The 18446-nt window shown below is 66.0% G+C and carries 19 protein-coding genes; 7 read left to right on the forward strand and 12 right to left on the reverse strand.

What is annotated here, in order from left to right; translation table 11 throughout:
• Positions 1–12: 12 nt before the first annotated feature.
• Complete coding sequence (locus BRW65_RS14990) at positions 13–1530, reverse strand: class I adenylate-forming enzyme family protein (protein ID WP_036473758.1); 1518 nt, start codon at positions 1528–1530, stop codon at positions 13–15.
• A gap of 92 nt (positions 1531–1622) precedes the next feature.
• Here BRW65_RS14990 and BRW65_RS14995 point away from each other — a divergent pair, with 92 nt between their 5' ends.
• Complete coding sequence (locus tag BRW65_RS14995; RefSeq protein ID WP_073875817.1) at positions 1623–2630, forward strand: acyl-CoA dehydrogenase; 1008 nt, start codon at positions 1623–1625, stop codon at positions 2628–2630.
• Positions 2631–2633: 3 nt separating this feature from the next.
• Here the strand turns inward: BRW65_RS14995 and BRW65_RS15000 are convergent, their stop codons facing one another.
• The 3 genes from BRW65_RS15000 to BRW65_RS15010 form a co-directional block, all read right to left on the reverse strand.
• Positions 2634–3824, reverse strand: a complete 1191-nt coding sequence (locus BRW65_RS15000; protein ID WP_073875819.1) for an acyl-CoA dehydrogenase family protein — start codon at positions 3822–3824, stop codon at positions 2634–2636.
• A gap of 29 nt (positions 3825–3853) precedes the next feature.
• The gene (locus BRW65_RS15005) at positions 3854–6133 is read right to left on the reverse strand and encodes an acyl-CoA dehydrogenase family protein (RefSeq protein WP_073875821.1); all 2280 of its coding nucleotides are present in this window, start codon (positions 6131–6133) and stop codon (positions 3854–3856) included.
• Positions 6134–6209: 76 nt separating this feature from the next.
• The gene (locus BRW65_RS15010; protein ID WP_073875823.1) at positions 6210–6404 is read right to left on the reverse strand and encodes a ferredoxin; all 195 of its coding nucleotides are present in this window, start codon (positions 6402–6404) and stop codon (positions 6210–6212) included.
• A gap of 222 nt (positions 6405–6626) precedes the next feature.
• On the opposite strand from BRW65_RS15010, the gene BRW65_RS15015 reads away from it, so the two are divergent.
• Entirely contained in the window at positions 6627–7781 is a 1155-nt protein-coding gene (locus BRW65_RS15015; protein ID WP_073875825.1) for an acyl-CoA dehydrogenase family protein, read from the forward strand.
• On the opposite strand, the gene BRW65_RS15020 is transcribed toward BRW65_RS15015, so the two are convergent.
• Positions 7778–8977: an amidohydrolase family protein gene (locus BRW65_RS15020; protein ID WP_073875827.1), complete on the reverse strand. Its 1200-nt coding sequence runs from the start codon at positions 8975–8977 to the stop codon at positions 7778–7780. The genes BRW65_RS15015 and BRW65_RS15020 overlap by 4 nt on opposite strands.
• A 121-nt stretch (positions 8978–9098) precedes the next feature.
• Between BRW65_RS15020 and BRW65_RS15025 the strand changes: the two genes are divergently transcribed.
• Both BRW65_RS15025 and BRW65_RS15030 read left to right on the forward strand, forming a co-directional pair.
• The gene (locus BRW65_RS15025) at positions 9099–9413 is read left to right on the forward strand and encodes an acyl-CoA synthetase (RefSeq protein ID WP_073875830.1); all 315 of its coding nucleotides are present in this window, start codon (positions 9099–9101) and stop codon (positions 9411–9413) included.
• 29 nt (positions 9414–9442) lie between these two features.
• A complete protein-coding gene (locus BRW65_RS15030; RefSeq protein WP_084187827.1) occupies positions 9443–10741 on the forward strand; it encodes a TetR/AcrR family transcriptional regulator in 1299 nt (432 codons plus the stop codon).
• A gap of 10 nt (positions 10742–10751) precedes the next feature.
• Here BRW65_RS15030 and BRW65_RS15035 read toward each other — a convergent pair whose 3' ends face one another.
• Genes BRW65_RS15035 through BRW65_RS15045 form a run of 3 tightly spaced genes read right to left on the reverse strand, consistent with a single transcriptional unit; the run spans position 10752 to position 13966 of the window.
• On the reverse strand, positions 10752–12314 hold the full coding sequence (locus BRW65_RS15035) for a class I adenylate-forming enzyme family protein (protein WP_073875834.1): 1563 nt from the start codon (positions 12312–12314) through the stop codon (positions 10752–10754).
• 3 nt (positions 12315–12317) lie between these two features.
• Entirely contained in the window at positions 12318–13511 is a 1194-nt protein-coding gene (locus BRW65_RS15040; protein ID WP_073875836.1) for a thiolase family protein, read from the reverse strand.
• Complete coding sequence (locus BRW65_RS15045) at positions 13508–13966, reverse strand: MaoC family dehydratase (RefSeq protein WP_073875838.1); 459 nt, start codon at positions 13964–13966, stop codon at positions 13508–13510. The genes BRW65_RS15040 and BRW65_RS15045 overlap by 4 nt, the downstream gene beginning before the upstream one ends.
• A gap of 109 nt (positions 13967–14075) precedes the next feature.
• Here BRW65_RS15045 and BRW65_RS15050 point away from each other — a divergent pair, with 109 nt between their 5' ends.
• The 3 genes from BRW65_RS15050 to BRW65_RS15060 are packed head-to-tail and all read left to right on the forward strand — an operon-like array spanning position 14076 to position 16738.
• Positions 14076–15263, forward strand: a complete 1188-nt coding sequence (locus tag BRW65_RS15050; protein WP_073875840.1) for a thiolase family protein — start codon at positions 14076–14078, stop codon at positions 15261–15263.
• 1 nt (position 15264) lies between these two features.
• Positions 15265–15699 carry a Zn-ribbon domain-containing OB-fold protein gene (locus BRW65_RS15055; RefSeq protein WP_073875842.1) on the forward strand — a complete coding sequence of 145 codons (435 nt, stop codon included), beginning with the start codon at positions 15265–15267 and terminating at the stop codon, positions 15697–15699.
• Between the two features lie 10 nt (positions 15700–15709).
• Complete coding sequence (locus tag BRW65_RS15060) at positions 15710–16738, forward strand: DUF2889 domain-containing protein (RefSeq protein ID WP_084187828.1); 1029 nt, start codon at positions 15710–15712, stop codon at positions 16736–16738.
• A gap of 5 nt (positions 16739–16743) precedes the next feature.
• On the opposite strand, the gene BRW65_RS31740 is transcribed toward BRW65_RS15060, so the two are convergent.
• From BRW65_RS31740 to BRW65_RS15075, 4 genes are read right to left on the reverse strand one after another with little or no spacing between them, the layout of a single operon-like run.
• On the reverse strand, positions 16744–16890 hold the full coding sequence (locus tag BRW65_RS31740; protein WP_165796519.1) for a hypothetical protein: 147 nt from the start codon (positions 16888–16890) through the stop codon (positions 16744–16746).
• A gap of 36 nt (positions 16891–16926) precedes the next feature.
• Entirely contained in the window at positions 16927–17253 is a 327-nt protein-coding gene (locus BRW65_RS15065; RefSeq protein ID WP_036473730.1) for a hypothetical protein, read from the reverse strand.
• 25 nt (positions 17254–17278) lie between these two features.
• The gene (locus BRW65_RS15070) at positions 17279–17719 is read right to left on the reverse strand and encodes a pyridoxamine 5'-phosphate oxidase family protein (protein ID WP_073875844.1); all 441 of its coding nucleotides are present in this window, start codon (positions 17717–17719) and stop codon (positions 17279–17281) included.
• Positions 17716–18327, reverse strand: coding sequence for a TetR/AcrR family transcriptional regulator (locus tag BRW65_RS15075; protein WP_036473726.1), 612 nt, complete (start codon positions 18325–18327; stop codon positions 17716–17718). The genes BRW65_RS15070 and BRW65_RS15075 overlap by 4 nt, the downstream gene beginning before the upstream one ends.
• Positions 18328–18446 lie beyond the last annotated feature (119 nt).

Below are 18446 nucleotides of genomic sequence, written 5' to 3' on the forward strand. Positions count from 1 at the left end.
CTGATAGGCGTTTTAGCCTGCACCGGCTGGTTGGACAGTGCTCGCGCCGAGCTCGTCGAACATCGTGAGCAGCCTGCGCCGGTCGACCTTGAGCGCCGCTCCGCGCGGCAACTCGTCGACTACGAAGACGCGAGCGGGCACCTCATAGGGCGTCAGCGTCGCCCGGCAGTGCTCGCGCAGCTCCTCGCCTTCGATGGCCGCCCCGGGACGCAATTCGACTGCGGCAACCGGAATCTGGCCCAACCGCTGATCGGGCACGGGCGCGATGGCGGCATCTGCGACGGCCGGGTGCGCACGCAGCGCCCGGACCACGGTCTCGGGTGACACCTTGAAACCGCCCCGCACGATCACGTCGTCCGCGCGACCGTCGATGTAGAGGAAACCGTCTTCGTCGAGATGCGCCAGGTCACTGGTGGTGACCCAGTCACCGGCTTGACCGGCCTGCGGCGTGGCGACCTGCAGCCTGCCGCCCTCGTTGGCGCCAAGGACGGCGCCGTCCTCGTCTACGACTCGCAACCGCACGCCGGGAAAGGCACGCCCGACGCTGCCTTTTTTGTCGGCCCATCGCGCGTGGAAGTCCTTGACGGTCCACCCGGCCACCGCGCCGGAGAACTCCGTCGCGCCGTAGACGACGAGGATCGGGATGCCGTACCGCTCGAAAAACGCATCAACCAATGCCGGGTCGACGGCGGCTGTCCCCGCATTGATGGCGCGGATGCTCGCCAAATCTTGGCGGGGGATGTCGGAGTCGAGCACCGATCGCATGGCCGCCGGGGGCAGTCCTGCCACCGCGGGCCGATACTGCTTCACCACGGCGTGCCAGCCCGGCACCGTGAATCGATCGAGCATCGCGATCGGGCGTGCCGCGACCAGCGACTGCAACAACGACCACAGCCCGCCGATGTGCACGATGGGCAACGTCACTAGGCCCACGGTGCCCGACAGCGGAGGTTTGGGCTTGGCATCGGCGCGGTCGTTGTGCTGCAGCGCCGACGCGATCGAGGCCTCCAGTTGCGCACGGGTCAGGGGGATGCGCTTGGGAGCGCCCGTCGTGCCCGAGGTCAGCATCTCGATTGCGATCGCCGCGTCGCCGCTGACGGCCTGCGTCGTGCCCTTTACCTGGAGAGCCAGTTCGCCGTCGTCGAGACGCCAACCGGTCGCCCCCAGATCGGTGACGGCACGGCTGAAGACGTCTTCGGACCATAATGCGGCCGGCGCAAGGACATACGCGACGCCGGACGCCGCAAGATCGTCACTCAGCCGGTCCGGCGGCTGCAGCGGACTGATGGTCACCAGCGTGCGTCTCCCGCGGAAGATCGCGATGAGCGCCGCGACGGACTCCATCCGATTGGAGAGCACGACGGCTACCCGCCCGCCGGCTTGACACCCCGCGGCAGTCAGTTCCTGGTCGATCCGCTCGGTGAGCGACCTAACGGAACCCCACGACGTCCAGCGTCCGTCGCACTCCAGCATGCGGTCGTGGTCGTTGGCGTCCCAAAGCCGTCCCAGCGCGTTGTCGATGCTCGTCATCGTCACTTTCCAAATCGGCCCTCGCGGCGAAAGCCCGTCATCTGAACCTAGAGGACATGGTTTACTAGGTCAACTTAGTAGAAGGGCCATCGATGGACTTCGGCTTGACCGACGAACAGGACCAACTCGCCGCGGCGGAGCGCGCCTGGCTTACCAAGCACGACCCCATCGCCAGGGTCCGCGAAACGCTGGACTCGGCTGCGGTCACGGTAGATTCCGCGGTCGTCGCGCACGCGGCAGAATCGGGTCTTCTGGAGCTGCTCACTCGCGAAATAGGTGGCACGCATGTAGATCTCGCCGTCGTGACGGAGCAGCATGGATACGCGGGGAGCTCGCTGCCGGTCGCGGATCTGAACATTGCGGCGTGGCTGCTCGACTGCGTCGACTGCCCCACCGAAGACTGCGAGCTGACAGGAGTGGCGCTCGGTCCTGACGCCGCTCTCGATGGCGATGCGCTGCGGCTGACAGGCGTCACCCGTCCGGTGCCGATGGCCGCCGACATGGACTCCATCGCGGTGGCAGGGCAGGTGGGCGATGGCGAATACGTGACGGTCCTCAGTGCCCCGACGTTGTCGGTGATGTCGACCCTCGACCTGAGCCGTTCGTGGGCGCGGCTGGACCTCGACGCGACGATCGCGGAATGGAAGCCGCTGCCACCCGGCACGCTGGCCTTGTTGCGCGACGCTCTGGCGGTGCACCGGGCGTTCGACGCGTTGGGCGCGGCAGCCCGGCTGCTCGATATGACGGTGTCTTACGCCGGCCAGCGGGAACAGTTCGGCGCGCCGATCGGCTCGTTCCAGGCCGTCAAGCATCACTGCGCCGACATGGCCGTCGCGGTGGAGGCCGGCCGGGCCACGTTGTGGGCCGGGGCTCTCGCGCTGGACACCGCACCCGTCGCTGCGCGGTCCCGGGCCGCGTCCGCGGCGGCGGCATACACCAAGTCCGCTGCCGCGAAGGTGGCCGGAACGGCGCTGCAAGTGCATGGCGGCATCGGATTCACCTGGGAACACGATCTGCATCTTTTCCTGCGCCGGATCAAGGTCGACGAGGCCTTCAACGGGAGCGTCGCAGAACACCGCGCGGCACTGCTCGGCGCCTGACATTCAGCGCCGATCCCGCGGCAGTGCCAAGCCCCGCTCGGCGATCAGGTTGCGCATGATCTCCGAACTGCCGCCTGCGATCGTGTAAGCCCGGGCGTACAGCCACTCGTCCTGCCAACGGCCGCCGTCGAGCGCGCCCGGGTCGCCCTCCACCAACATGCCTGCCTCACCGCCGAGTTCGACTGCGAAGCTGGCCATCTCGAGATTCAGCTCGCTGAACATCAACTTGGCCATCGCGCCGTCGTGCATGCGTTCGGTGCCACGCAGCCACCGCGTGAGGTTGGCGTACGTCAGCGCCGACAGCGCCTCCACCTCAGCGCTGAACTCGCCGATGCGATCACGTACCCGATCGCTATCGATCGCTGGACGACCGTCGAGGTTGACCTGCGAGGCGAGTGTGACAAGTCTGTCGATCGCCAACCTCAATTTGACGACCGCGGCGCCGACGCTGGTGCGTTCGTGCCCCAACGTGGCGTTCGCGATGGCCCAGCCCTGTCCTGGTTCTCCGATCATCGCCTCGGCAGGTACCTCGACGGAATCGAAGAAGACTTCGTTGAAGTCAGAAGTGCCGGTCAACTCGCGCAATGGCCGAACCGTGACGCCGGGGCTCGACATGTCGAGGATGAACGCACTGATGCCTTTGTGCTTGGGGGCGTCGGAATCGGTGCGCGCCAACAGATATCCGTAATCGGCCCAGTGCCCGTCGGTGGTCCACACCTTCTGCCCGTTGACGGTGTAGGTATCACCGTCGAGCACCGCCCGGGTGCGCAACGACGCCAGGTCGCTTCCCGCGCCCGGTTCGCTGAACAACTGACACCACAGCTGTCGACCCGCGCGAATCTCGGGCAAGTGCCTGCGCCGCTGCTCATCGGTGCCGTAGTGGATCAGCGCATGCGATGCCAGCGCGTTGCCGCTCGGCACGCCCGGCACCGCGGCCCGGGCCAATTCCTCGCTCACCACGATGGCGTGTTCAGCGGAGCGATCGTCGCGACCACCGAACTCGACCGGCCAGTCCGCGCCGACGTAACCGGCTTGGAACAGGCGCGCCGTCCAGTCTTGAAGTGCCTTGAGTTCGGCTTTATTCTCGGCGCTCCGCACGCCCGCTCGTGGTGGGATGGGCGGTGCATGCTCGGCAATGAACGCCCGTACTTCGGCGCGGAAGGCCTCCATTTCGGCACCCATTCCGTATTCCACGTTGCCGTCTTCCTGTTCGATGTGACGTATTAGCGGCTCAGCGCCAGCAGTTCGCCGGCGGCGTGGTCTCGCAGCGCGTCGGCACGGCCGACCAACACGGCGTTAGCCTTGGCGCGGCGTAGCAGCAGATGACTGGGATGCTCCCAGGTGAACCCGATGCCGCCGTGGATCTGCAACGCACCCTCGGTGGCCATCACCCCGGCGTCGAGCGCGGCCGCGGCGGCCAAATCCGCGATGTACCCCGACTTCTCGAGGTCAACTTCGGCGGCCGCGAGCACTTGGCTGCGGGCGCCTTCGAGGGCGACCAACATGTCCGCGCATCGGTGCGACACCGCCTGAAAGCTGCCGATGGCGCGGCCGAACTGTTGCCGTTCGCCTGCCCACTGAACGGCCATCGCTAGCGCGCGCGAAGCAACACCAATGGAATCCGCCGCCACGGCTAACACCGCCTGACGGCGAGCCGTGCTCAGCACTCGAGCCACGTCGTTTCCGTCGGCGACCACCTCACCCGCGGCCGCGGTGAAGGTCACCGAGCCGATGGTCGCGGTCATATCGAGCGGTTGCTGAGCCGTCACGTCGACGCCTTCTGCCGTGGCGTCGACCGCCACGAGAAGCTCACCGACGCCGTCGGCGACGCGAGCCAGCACCACCAGAACCTCGACGTTCGGCGCCCCTGCCACGATCGGGATCACACCGGAAAGACCCGACCCATCCCACTCGGGTAAAACGGGACCGCTGGTCACCCAGCCACTGTCGTCGACGGGCACGGCGAATGCCGCCGCCGCGCCGGCGGTGATTCGCTGCACCAAAGCCTTTGCGCCACAATGCAACGCGACGCCGAGTGCGATGACCGTCGGAACGAGCGGCGCAGGTGCCAACGCCCTCGCGGCCTCCTCGATGGCGGCGTACAGCAGACGTGGTCGGGCGCCCGCTCCGCCAAGGGATTCCTCGACTGAGAGACCTGGTAGACCGAATTCGGTGAGCGCCGACCACACTTCGGGCTCTGCTGTATCGATGGGACGCTTGCGGTCGAGCAATGCCGCTTCGTCCACCGTGGCCTGCAGTGCGGCCGCCAACACCTCGCGAAGCTCGCGTTCATCCTCCTCGGGCGTGGCCAGTGGTGCGCCAGGCGCAATGGCGGCTGCGCGGCTGCCCTCGCCTCGGTGCGACGGCAGCCCGAGCACACCCTCGGCGATGGTATTGCGCTGAATCTCGGCGGTACCCGCGCCGATCGTGGTCGCCCGGCTCATCAGGTAGCCGAACGTCCAGCGCCCGTTATCGACGGCGTCGGATGCCCGGCTGCCCAGCGCTGCATAAGGACCCGCTGCGCGCAGGGCGAGCGCGTGCATATGCTGCTCGAACTCCGATTTCACCAACCGGTTCACCGAAGCCACACCGCCCGGATCCTCGCCGCGCAGCACCGCGGCCAATGCGCGGGCGCTGTTGGCGGCGATGGTGCGAACCCCAGATTCCAGCCGCGCGACGTCCTGGCGAACCATTGGGTTGGTGTCGAGCCCTTGGGAGACAACGAGATCGATCACCCGGTCGACCGTGCGGCGGTACTTGAACTCGTCGGCCAGAAACGCAGTCGCCCGCTCGTGGCCCAGCGACGTTCGCATGATCGACCAGCCGGCACCCTCCTCGCCGACGACGTTCTCGACCGGCACCGCCACGTCGTCGAAGAAGACCTCGGCGAAGTGCGCGGCGCCGCTGATGTCGCGCAGCGGACGCACCGTAATCCCCGGGCTGTTCATCGGGATCAGCAGATAGGTGATGCCGTCGGAGGGCTTGTCGCCCGAACCCGTCCGCACCAGGGCGAACATCCAGTCGGCGCGGTCGGCCATCGTGGTCCAGACCTTCTGGCCAGTCACCCGATACACATCGCCGTCGCGGACCGCGCGGGTGGACAGTGACGACAGGTCACTGCCGGCTCCGGGCTCGGAAAACCCTTGGCACCAGAACTCATCCGCGCGAAGCAACGGCGTCAGGAATCGATCCTTTTGCTGCTGCGTGCCGTGCGCGATCAGCGTCGGGGCCAGGATGAATGACAGCGGACACGGATGCGGCGGTGCACCCGCTTCCGTGGTCATCCGGTAGTAATCCAGCTGATCGGCCAGCGGCAGGTCCAGCCCACCGACCTCGCGGGGCCACCCCGGGGCGGCCAGCCCGTGATCGACGAGTTCGGCGTGCCAGGCCCGGGCCACCTCGATGCGGTCAGGCTTGGTACCTGACTGCGCGGCGTCCGCCCGACGACGACGAAACTCGGCGAGAAGCAACTCGAGACGCGGCCGCCAATCAGCTGTATGCATGGCACTCCACAAAGTCAACTTGGTTAACTATGTCTGCAGTGTGCCGGTTAATGCAGCCGCTTGGCAAGCGCGCCCGTCAGCCGTCTTCGAGAATGAGGGCAAGCTCGGGGCATGCCGCTACCCCGTCGCGGGTCAGCTGCTCGTCTTCCGGTCGCACCTCACGCTCCCCCAGGATGGAGTAGCCGGAGTCGTCGATCGGGAACAAATCCGGGTCGACGGCGTAGCACTGGGCGTGGCCCACGCACTTCGACTGCTCGAGCCGAATCTTCATACGACCTCCTTCGCTCGACCGTTCCCAGCCGGACGGTCTCATCCAAGTTTTCAGCATAAGACTAAAGCTTTAGCTATTTCGACACACCTCTAGGCCACACTTATTCTGACACTTGTGTCGATACATATTCCTGAGTTACATCGCAGATTCAGCGCATATTTGTGGCGATCAACCCGACTATGTTCCACTTAGTTCTGACATCTATGTTCGATAGGAGCTGCAATGACAGTCGCGCTCAGCGATGAAGAGACCATGCTGGTCGAAACCGTGCGGGCCTTCGTCGACCGAGACGTCAAGCCCACGGTCCGCGCAGTCGAGCACGCCAACGAGTACCCGGAAGCGTGGATCGAGCAGATGAAACGCATCGGGATTTTCGGGCTTGCGGTGCCAGAGGAATACGGCGGTTCGCCGGTGTCGATGCCCTGCTATGTGCAAGTGACCGAGGAACTGGCCCGCGGCTGGATGAGCCTGGCCGGCGCGATGGGCGGACACACCGTGGTCGCGAAGCTGATCTCGTTGTACGGCACCGAGCAGCAGAAACAGAAATACCTGCCACGCATGGCGAGCGGGGAGATGCGTGCCACGATGGCGCTCACCGAACCCGGTGGCGGCTCCGACCTGCAGGCGATGACGACCACCGCACGAGCCGAGGGCAACGAGCTGGTGATCAACGGCGCGAAGACCTGGATCAGTAACGCGCGTAGGTCCGGCCTCATCGCACTGTTGTGCAAGACCGATCCACAAGCCGAGCCACGCCATAGGGGCATCTCGATAGTCCTGGTCGAACACGGTCAGGGTCTGACCGTCTCACGCGACCTGCCCAAGATGGGCTACAAGGGCGTGGAGAGTTGCGAGCTGTCGTTCGACGATTGCCGGGTACCGGCCTCGGCAGTCCTCGGCGACGAGCCGGGCAAAGGATTCGCCCAGATGATGAAAGGCCTTGAAACAGGCCGTATTCAGGTGGCCTCGCGGGCACTGGGGGTGGCAAGCGCAGCACTCGAGGACGCGCTGAAATACGCACAGGAGCGGGAGAGCTTTGGCCAACCGATCTGGAAGCACCAATCAGTCGGAAACCACCTGGCCGACATGGCCACCAAACTGACCGCCGCCCGCCAACTCACCCGCTACGCCGCCGAACGCTACGACAGCGGCGAACGCTGCGACATGGAGGCCGGGATGGCCAAGCTCTTCGCGTCGGAGGCTGCCATGGAAATCGCGCTCAACGCCGTCCGAATCCACGGTGGCTACGGCTATTCCACCGAATACGACGTCGAGCGCTACTTCCGCGACGCACCTTTGATGATCGTCGGCGAAGGCACCAATGAGATCCAGCGCAATGTCATTGCCGCACAGCTGGTCTCGCGAGGCAAACTTTAGACGCCGGCGAGTTGCCGATCGTCCGCTTTCACCCGCGGGAAGTTGAGCATCCGGCGGGCGTTCTCCTCGACGATCAGCTTGCACTCGTCGTCGGGCACCTCCGCGAGCACCTCGGCGGCCCGCTTGCGCGAGTTCGGCCAGTTGGAGTCGCTGTGCGGGAAGTCGATCTCGAGCATGATGCGGTCGATGCCGATGCTGTGCCGGTTCTTCAGGCCGTGCTCGTCGTCGATGAAGCAGCCCCAGAAGTGCTTGCGGAACAACTCCGACGGACGGGTGTCGAAGTCGATCTTCTGGTAGTAGCGGTGCCGCTCCCACACATAGTCGGTGCGCTCCAGGATGTAGGGCACCCAACCGATGCCGCCTTCGGCCAGCGAGATCTGCAGCTCGGGGAATTGTTGGAGCTTGCCAGAGAACAGCAGATCGACGGTGCTCCACATCAGGTTGGTCGAGAACAGCGCCGTCGCCACGGCAAAGGGGGCGTCCGGCACGGTGATCTGACCTGCGATCGGCTTGACCGACGAGAACGAGAAGCCCGGCACGTAGGAGCCGGAGCCGAAGTGCAGCGAGACCGGCATCTTGGCCTCGGAGCAGACCCGCCACAGTCCGTCCCAGTGGTCTGAGTGGAACGACGGGAGACCAAGGGGCACAGGACTATCGGGGAACGAAATGGTCCTGGCGCCCTTGGCGGCCACCCGCTCGGCCTCCGCGATGCAGGCATCGATGTCCCAGGTCGGCAGAATCGCAAGCGGGATGTAGCGATCAGGTGCGGTCGCACACCACTCGTCGATGTAGAAGTCGTTCCACGCCTTGACGCACAGCAGGGCTAGCTCTTTGTCGTCCGCGCGCTGGAACGTGCCGCCGCCGAATCCGGGGAACGACGGGAAGCACAACGCTGACTGCACACCGTCGAGATCCATGTCGGCGACCCGGGCGACCGGGTCATAGCAGCCCGGAATCATGTCCTCGTAGCGGACGGGGTCCATGCCCCACTCCTCGGGCGGTTTACCGGCCACAGCGTTCAGGCCGATGGTCGGGAAGACCTGCCCGTCGTAGTGCCACAGATGCATGCCGTTGTCCTCGACGATGCGCGGGCCCTGGTCGAGGTATTTCTGCGGCAACCGGTCCTGCCACACGCGTGGGTGCTCGACCAAGTGGTCATCAACGGACACGATCTGGTGGTCATCCTGAAGCGGCATGATGCTCCTTCGCATCTGACGATCGGCCATATTTTTCTGACATATCGTCTTGTTTTCTGACGGTTCGTCTCACAGACTATATGACACACGCCACATTCGTCCAGCAGTTGAGAGGCCCGACATGGAAACCACGGACCGACCCGCCGAAGACGCAGGCCGGGACAAGGTCGATGAAGACGACCACGACCTGTTGACCTTCGGCGAAGCGGGCGAACGGCTGCGCATCGAGATCGCCGCGGCGGCGCGAAACGTCCAGGACCTACAACAATCCGGCCCGGTCGAAGCACTCGAGAAGGCTCAGGCCCGCCTGGATGCGCTGCGGTCTGCTGCTGCTCGCAACAGCGTGCAGCCCATCAACGACGCCAACTTCGAGAAGTTCTTCGGCTATCCCGGCAAAGCCAAGCGCAACCTGCCCGGAGCGCCGTCGGCACCATGACGACCGCGCCGGCGCGGAATACTTCTCCCATGGCCCGCACTCCCGACAAGCTACGGCGCCCCGGCTACGCCCCCGCCACCAATGCCGGCGTGGGGCGCCGTGGTCTGCACACCCGCGACCGGATACTCGGGTGCGCCGCGAAGGTCTTCCTGGCCAATGGATTTCATGCCACCTCGCTTGACGCCATCGCCAAGGCGGCCCGCGCCTCCCGCGCCACCGTTTATCAATACTTCGCCGGCAAGGAGGAGATCTTCGGTGAACTGAGCGCGCTGGCCGGGCGTGATGTGCTGGCACACGGCGAACACCTCGGTGGACTCGGCCCGACGGCCGACGGGATTAACGCGCTGCACCGCTGGCTCGTCGAATGGGCGGATATCTACGACGCCCACGCTGCGGTGTTCGCCGAGTTTCCGGGCATCGGCACGGCCACCGGGTTGGCCGTCGTCGACGCCAGTTCGGCCGCCGCCCAGTTCCATCAGACCGTCACCGATCGGCTGCGGCGGACACGCCTGCGGGATCTGGAAGCCGACGACGCGGCCGCAGCACTCGGGCGGATCCCCCACATGGTTCACCTCTACAGGTACCGAAACATGTTCCCTTTGCCCGCTCGCGCGACCGTGACGTGGTCGTTGACCGGTGCATTGCAGCTGATGCTGTTCCCCGAGACCCCAGCCGACACGTTGCAGGTGCTAGCACCGGCAAGAGACGGATGCGCACGAACCACGCCCCGCGCCCTCGGCTATGCCGCGGCGACACCTGCGGCTGTCGAGGCGTCGGCATCGCCGATTCCGCAGGATGTGCTGTCGGTCAGTTCGGCGTTGTTCGCCGAACGCGGCTACTACGCCATCGGCATGGCGGAGATCGCGGCCGCCGCCGACGTCAGCCGCGCGACCTTGTACCGGTACTTCAGCACCAAGGACAAGATCCTGGCCGAGCTGACCCGCCGAGCGGTCGCCGAGATCGAAAAGCACGCCGCCGCCCTGCCTGCCATGGCCGCGGATTCTCTGACCGAATGGATGCTTGGCTACGTCCAATTCCATCGCACCTACCGCGGCGTGATTCGGGCGTGGTTCGACGGCACGGTCGCAGAACAGCTCTCCAACGCCGATGTGGACCACGGTATTGGCGCGATTTTCCAGGCGGTTGCCGCGTTGTTGTCCACCGTCGACCTGCCGCCCGGCATCGACGCCGACGTCGCAGGCGCGGTCTTCGCGGCGGTCCTGGGCCGGATGTCCGAGCCGACGGGGGCTAGCGGACCGGACAGCGACGAGCAGGCCGCTGAGTTGATGGTCAAGCTGTTGCGCCGTTCGCTCTTGCGCGAAGCGTGAGCATAGGAGCTCAGCCGGCGGCGGCCTTCAGCTCGGCGCGCAGTCGCTTCTTGTCCACCTTGCCGCTGGCCAGTACAGGCAGTTCGGCGACCAGCACCAGTCGACGAGGCACCTTGTAGCGCGCCAGTCGTTGCCGGACCCCCTCTTGCACCATTTCCAGCGTCGGCGACGCACCGCTGCGCGGCACCACGACCGCGCAGACCGCCTCGCCCCACTTGTCGTCGGGCACCCCGACGACAGCGCAGGCGACTACTCCGTCAACCGCACTGACCGCATCCTCGACCTCGGGCGAATAAATGTTCTCGCCGCCGCTGATGATCACGTCCTTCTTGCGGTCCATCAGATAGAGCAGACCGCGCCCGTCCAGTCGACCCATGTCGCCGGTGCGACACCACCCGTCCCGCAGCGTCGCCTGCGTTGCCGCCTCGTCCTGCCAGTAGCCGCGGAACATCGAGTCGGACCGCACGACGATCTCACCTGCCTGCCCCACGGGCAGGACGCCACCGTCCGCATCGACCACACGTACCCGGGTGTCGGGAAATGGGAAGCCAACCGAGCTCAGCCGCTCGGCAGCGTTGGGGTCGTCGAGGATGTGCAGTTCGCGGGGCAGTCCAGAGACAATGGCTTCCGTCTGTCCGTAAAGGTTGAGGAAACCCGCGTCCGGCAGCACGGCGAGGGCCCGCCGCAGGATGGCCGCGGTCATCGGCGCAGCCGAATAGACCACCGTGCGAACCGATTCCACCGCCGAGCAATCACTCACCTCATCAAGGAGCGCCCTGAGCATGACCGGCGCCAGATGCAGCACCGTGATCCGCTCGTCGGCGATCAGCCTCACCGCATCGGCCGCGTCGAACTGTTGCTGCAGCACCACGGTTCCGCCGCGAGCATGCAGTCCACCGATAATCCCGAGCGCACCGAAGTGGAACATTGGCATGTTGATTAGCCCGCGATCGGCGCTGCCGCAACGCATCTCGTTGTTCATGGTGAATGCGACCCGGCGCATCTCTCGCTGCCCGAGGATGCAGCACTTGGATGCGCCGGTCGTGCCGCTGGTGAACAGCAGATACGCGGTGTCGTCCGGCCGGGCTACGAAGTCGGGCGCTCCACTGCGGCCTTCCTCCACAAATCGTTCGTAACCCGTGATCCCCGGCGGAGCCTGTCCGCCGATGACCACCAACATCGGTGGCGACGGCATATCCGCGATGAGATCGCCGATCACCGGCACGAACTCGGCGGCGCAGAACACGATCGACGGGGCGACGCGCCGCAGCGCATCATCCATCTCGGGTGGCGAAAGCCGAAAGTTGATGGTGGCCATGATGATTCCGCCAAGTTGGGCGGCCGCGTTCACTTCGCCGAACTCGATGCTGTTGCGGCTCAACACCGCGATGCGGTCCTGGCGCTTCACCCCGTTCTCGGCCATGGCCGACACCAATCGGACTGCCCGGTCCCGTAATTGTGCGTGGGTCACGGTGCGCTGGCCGTACCGGTAGGCGACGACGTCGGGGAAGCGGACCGCGTTGTCGGTCACGATGTCACCGAGCGTCATGTCGTCGACTTCGGCCCTCGACATGAGTTACCGGCTACTCAGCAGCATCGATCCGGCCACCGGCCCGCCGCCCACACCGACGGCCACCACCTCGGGGGTGCGGGGCGCCTGCCGGTCGCCGCCCTCGCCCCACAGCTGGACACACGCCTCATGCAGGAAGCCCATTCCGTGCAGGCGACCGCCGGAGAGTTGCCCGCCACTGGTGTTGATCGGCAGCGAACCGTCCAGTGCGATAGCCGAACCGTCGCCGACGAACTCGCCGACCTTGCCGTGCTCGCAGAAGCCCATCGCTTCCAGCCACATCACGGTCAGGAAGGAGAAGCCGTCGTAGAGCTGGGCCATGTCGACATCGGCGGGTGTCAGGGTGGTGTGCTCCCACAGCGTGGCCGCCGAATCGTGCGCGGCCATCGTGGTGATGTCGCAGCGCTGATCCCAGGTCGCCCGCTCGAACATCCCGGACCCGACGGACTCCACCGTCAGCGGGTGTCGCGGCAGGCCATTGGCGGCGTCACGGCGCGACACGATCACGGCGGTGGCGCCGTCGCAGGGCACATCGCAGTCGTAGAGGCACAGCGGCTCGGAGATCATCCGCGCTTCAAGGTAGTCGTCCATCGTCATCGGTTCGCGATAGATCGCATCGGGATTGAGTCCGGCGTTGGTGCGGGCGTTGATCGCGATGCGGCCGAGGTGCTCGCGGGTCAGACCGAAGTCGTGCATATAGCGCTGAGCGGGCATCGCCAGCCAGTTCGCCGCCGACAGTGCGCCAAAGGGCGCCATCCACTCAAGGTGCGGCGGCAATTCCCCGCCGCCGAACAGCACCGAGGCGCGGCCGCCGCCGGCCTGCTGCGCGGCGGTGGACTCCCACACCGACCGATAAACCACGACATGGTTGGCCAGCCCGAGCGTGACCGCCATACAGGCCTCGATTGCCGGCCCGATCTGCCCCGCTGTCTCCATCGCCGAGACGTACCAGCGGGAGCGCAGTCCGAGTGCGTTGCGGACCTCCTGGACGGTGGCACCGGAGAATCCCGCGTCCGGCACACCCGGTCCCGGGTAGCTGGCGATCCCGTCTACGTCGTCGACGCTCAACCCGGCGTCGGCGATCGCCCGCAGCACCGCCTCGAGGGTGAGGTCCAATCCCGTCCGGCCCAGCCTGCGGCCGACCTGCGACTTACCCGCTCCGGTCAGGACGGCTTTGCCGTCGAACGGGCCACTGGTCACCAGACGAACCTAGCGATCAGTTCGGCCACGGCGGCCGGTTTGTCGACTCCGTCGATCTCGACGGTGTGTCGCACGGTCAGGTTCACGGTGTCGTCGGCGACCTTGGTGGCGTTGGCGAGCTCGGACCGGACTCGGATGCGGCTACCGGCGGTGACCGCGGACAGGAATCGCACCTTGTTCAGGCCGTAGTTGATACCCATCTTGGCGTTCTCGACGCGGTAGTTGTCCTTGCTCACACCGGGGATGAGCGAGAGCGTGAGAAAGCCGTGCGCGATGGTTGCGCCGTAAGGACTTTCGGCCTTGGCCTTCTCGACGTCGACGTGGATCCACTGATGATCCATCGTGACGTCGGCGAAGGCGTCGATCCGGCTCTGGTCGATTTCCACCCACCGGCTGACGCCCAGTTCCTCACCGATCGTCGCGAGTGCATCGTCCACGGACCTGATCAACTTCATCGCTGCTCCCAACGTCGCCTGCGCCGATATACCGATATCTATTTAACGGTATAGACTGGCCTCGCTCGTCGGGCAAGCAGCCCGTCAACTCTGACGACTTGGGAGACACATGGCCACCACCACGTCCCGCGCAGCGATCGTGGCCGCTGCCCGCACACCGATCGGAACGGCGCGCAAGGGCACGCTGGCCAACATGCCCGCGATCGAGCTCGCCAAACCCGTCGTGCAGGCCGTCGTCGAACGCTCCGGACTGGACGCGGCGGACTTCGACGACCTGGTGCTGGCCGAGAGCATGCAGGGCGGCGGCGACAGTGCCCGCTACATCGCGGTGGCCCTCGGCATGCTCGACATTCCCGGGCTCGCCGTGAACCGCCAGTGCGCATCGAGTCTTTCGGCCATCGCCGTGGGCGCCGGGCAGATCGCGTCCGGGATGAGCCGCGCCATCCTGGCCGGCGGTATGGAGTCGCTGTCGACCGGCCCAATCATGCAGAAGCGCAAGCTCTTCACCACAGGCAAGTCGCCCGAGGACTATGCGCAGTGGTTCCCCGAGTCGCATCCGCCGACTGCGGAAGCGCCCGCTATGGACATGTCCATCACCGTCGCGCACAACTGCAACCTTCAGTACGGGATCACCCGCGAGGACCAGGACAAGTGGGCGCTGCGCAGCCACCAGCGTGCGATCAAGGCCATCGACGCTGGGGCGTTCACCGACGAGATCATCCCGCTCCAGGTGCCCCAGGCCGACGGCAGCGTGATTGCCTTCGCCGAGGACGAGCATCCACGGCGCGGGAGTTCGATGGAGTCGCTTGCCGGGCTGAAGGTGCTGCATCCTGAGATCGAAGGCTTCACCGTGACGGCAGGAAACTCCTCCGGGATCAACGACGCAGCGGCAGTGGTCGCGCTGGCCAGCCCGGACACCCAGCGGGAGGTGCTGGCAAGCGTGCTTTCCTGGACGCAGGTCGGACTGGACCCGACGCGGACCGGCAGCGGGCCGATCAAAGCTATCCCGAAGGCGCTCGAGTTGGCGGGCCGCAAGCTCGAGGATGTCGCACTATTCGAAATCAACGAGGCGTTCGCCGCTCAGGCGGTGGCGTGTGCGCGCGAACTCGGTCTCGACGAGGAGATCGTCAACGTCTACGGCTCGGGCATCAGCCTGGGCCACCCGATCGCCGCAACCGGCGCCCGCATGGTCACCTCGGCGATCTACGAATTGCGCAGGCGCGGTGGGGGTATCGGCGTGCTGTCGATGTGCGCCGGCGGTGGTATGGGTGCCGCGATGGTCATTGAGGTGGCCTGAGATGACCGCACTGATCACCGAGGGACTGTTCCGGGTCGACGGCGGCCGTGCGGTGCTGTTCGCGTCGCGCAGGCGTTCGTCGGGTGCGGTGAAGTTCCCTGCAGAGCGGCCCGAGCTGTTCGACGGCGACCCTGACATTCAGCAGGACATCGAGCCGATCGAATTGTCCACCGCCGGAACGTTGTACACCTATACGACGCAGGAGTTCCCGCCACCGCTGCCCTACAAGGGCAATCGGGATCCGAAGGTGTTCCAGCCGTATGTGGTGGGCTTCGTCGAGCTGGCCGAGGGCGTTCTGGTGGAGACGCTGATCGTCGACGCGACCGCCGACGAACTGCGGATCGGTCAGCGCCTGGTCTCGACCACCACGACCCTGGAGACCGCCGACGGTCAGTCGCTGGTGACGTTCGCGTTCCGACCGGCCGAGGAGAGTTAGAGTCCATCCAGTGACGGACCTGGGCTCTCCGCAATTCGGGCTTCATCCCCTGCACGGCGTGCACGACCCCACGACCGGCAATCCGCCGCGCCGGCCGCGATCCGCGCGCCGGACCACGTCGATCGACATGACCCGCGACGAGGGCTCGCTGGACCCGGTATATCTGAGGGGGCGGGCGCGCGATCTGTGGACAGCCGGCGACGAAACGGTGACCGAACTCGGCTCCGCGACACTCTCGGCCACCATCGAGCTGGTCGCCCGCGTCGTGCGTCACGTCGAGGTCACGCCAGCCGTCGTCGCGATGTCTCGACTGGCGGGCGCACCCGCGATGAGCGGGTTCCGCGCCGCGGCCGACGCGGTGGCTCCCGAGCTGCGGCACGCCCGCGACCTGCGCTACACCCTGCTCGATGACGTTCCCGTCGCCACGCTGATCTCCGGCCACGCGCTGTCGGCGTCCAACCTGCTCGGCGACGTCGCGAAGTCCGGATACTACCTGCCGGTCGCAGACCAGTGTGCCGGCTTCGCGACCGGGGGTCTGCTAATGACTTCGTTCGAGGCGGGCGATCCCGTGATCGTCACCGGCCCAAAGGCTCCCGACCTCGACCACGGCCAAGATCCTGCGGACCCCTGGGCCTGGCACGAAGTGGCGGCGCTGCCGCGCCACGCCATGCGCCGCAGGCGGCGCATCGACGTCTACGAAGAACGCACCGGGCGAGTCGGCATCGATGCGATGTTCCGCGACACCTACGTGCGAAGCGACGGGGTGGAGACGATCATCCACGAGTACACCCTGGACGCCGTCGTGGACGCCCAGACCGGCGTCATCGTCGATTCGCGGGCCACACCGCGAGTGCTGCCGTGGCAGGAATGCCCGGGAGCCGTCGCCAGTGCTGCGCGAATCACCGGAATGACGTTGCAGGAACTTCACTTTCGTGTGCGCCGCGAATTACACGGCACCAGCACATGCACCCATCTCAACGACCTGCTGCGTAGCATCGCCGACGCCGAGGCGTTGATACACCTCGTGACGGAAGCCTGAGCGCGTCAGCGCGGGCCGGGCGTCGCGTCGCCCAGCTCGTCGGGTTGAGCGGGAGGTGTGGCGGACTTCGGCTTGGTCGCGCCGTCAGTCTCGTCGATGTCCTCGAGGGACGCCTCGTCGGTAATCGGTTGGCTGGTATCGAATCCTGACATGGCTACTGAATAGCCAGAATCCCGGCGTTCAATCCTCTAAGCGTTGGCGAACGAGAACGTCCGTGTGCGGCTAACCGTCAGCGTGGTCACGTGATTCGTTGCGGGTGGCCAGATCACTGTTCCCTGCGAGATCACACCGCGAATGTCCCGATAGGCGGTGAAGGTGTCAGCCACCACACACGCCTGGATTTCAGCGCGTTGTGCGGCGTCACCCTTCACACCATCAACGACGACGGCGATTGTGGCGGAATCGAAGTCGACCACCCGCGCCGGTAGGGCCAGCAACTGGCCGTCGGTGTCGACGACACAGATCGCGCCGGACGGCCCTTGCGCCAAGAACTCGGCTAGTTCGTCCTCGGCCATCGCAATCGGACCGGAGCTGCGCGGATTAGGCACGTCGATCGGGGAGATCGGCGGCGCGGATCTGGTTGAGCGTCAGGACGACGAAGCACCGCTTGCCGCTGAGGAGGCGGTCGCGGACGTTCGTCACGACCGCCTCCGGCACGCGTTGATCCGGTGAGCTTTCGCCGATGAGCTCGTCGACCTCGGCTGCGGACGGTTGGTAGACGGAAGCATGACCACAAACAGAGACCCAACCCTCGTCGTCGCCGACTAAGCAGGCGACCTCGGGAGCCGAGCGCAGGTGTTGGACCTTGGCGCTCTTGGCGTAGGTGGCGAAGTAGAGGCAGCGGGTGGCGGAGCGATAGGCGACCGAACGCATGGCGTAGCCGATCGGACGTCCGGCGCCGTCGCGGCAGAAGAGAAACACGCGGTGGTGGGCACGGATGAGCTCGATGACGTCCGGCGCGTCGAGCGACAGCGGGCTCACGACGCGAGAGGCGCTGCCATCGCGACGATCATCTCCGCGACCACCGCGATCATCTCGTCGCGGTCGACGGCCACGGTCTGCCGGTGCACCGTGTGCCAGGCGCGGTCTAGCAGCCCCATCACCGCGACGCCGACGACGTCTGGCGAGTGTGTGCCGTTTCCGGCAATCGCCTGGCCAAGCTTCCATGACGCCCGAGTCACCATGCGGTTGCGGGAGTTTCGGAAATCGTCGTCGTCGGGCGCCGACTGCGCCGAAGCGAGTACGAATGCGCCGTGGTGATCCATGTAGTCGAAGTAATGACCGACCCAGGCCCGGATGTCGGCTGGGCCGAACGCTGCGTCGGCCTCGGCCCATTCCGCGATGACGGCCAGGGCTTCGCGGTAGGCGTTTTTGCCGAGGACGTTGAAGATCTCGCGCTTGTCTTTGAAGTAGGTGTAGAAGCCGGCCCGAGAGATGCCACACGCCTCAGTGATCGCATTGATCGGCGTGCCCGCGTAGCCGCGTTCCAGAAACAGACGGCGACTGGCGTTCAGGATCGCCGCGCGGGTGCGCTCACCGCGGGTGGGGTCCGATTCCCGTTCGGTGGCCGAAGCCGAGGTCACCGTCATGCGGCGACCTTATATGACAGTGTCGTCAACTGCAATCAATACACCTATTCGACAGATCATGGCACGGAATCATCCGAACTTGACACAAGTGTCAAGTTCGGCGAAGCTCATAGCCAAGC

It is taken from the genome of Mycobacterium paraffinicum (assembly GCF_001907675.1).
Taxonomy (GTDB): Bacteria; Actinomycetota; Actinomycetes; order Mycobacteriales; family Mycobacteriaceae; genus Mycobacterium; species Mycobacterium paraffinicum_A.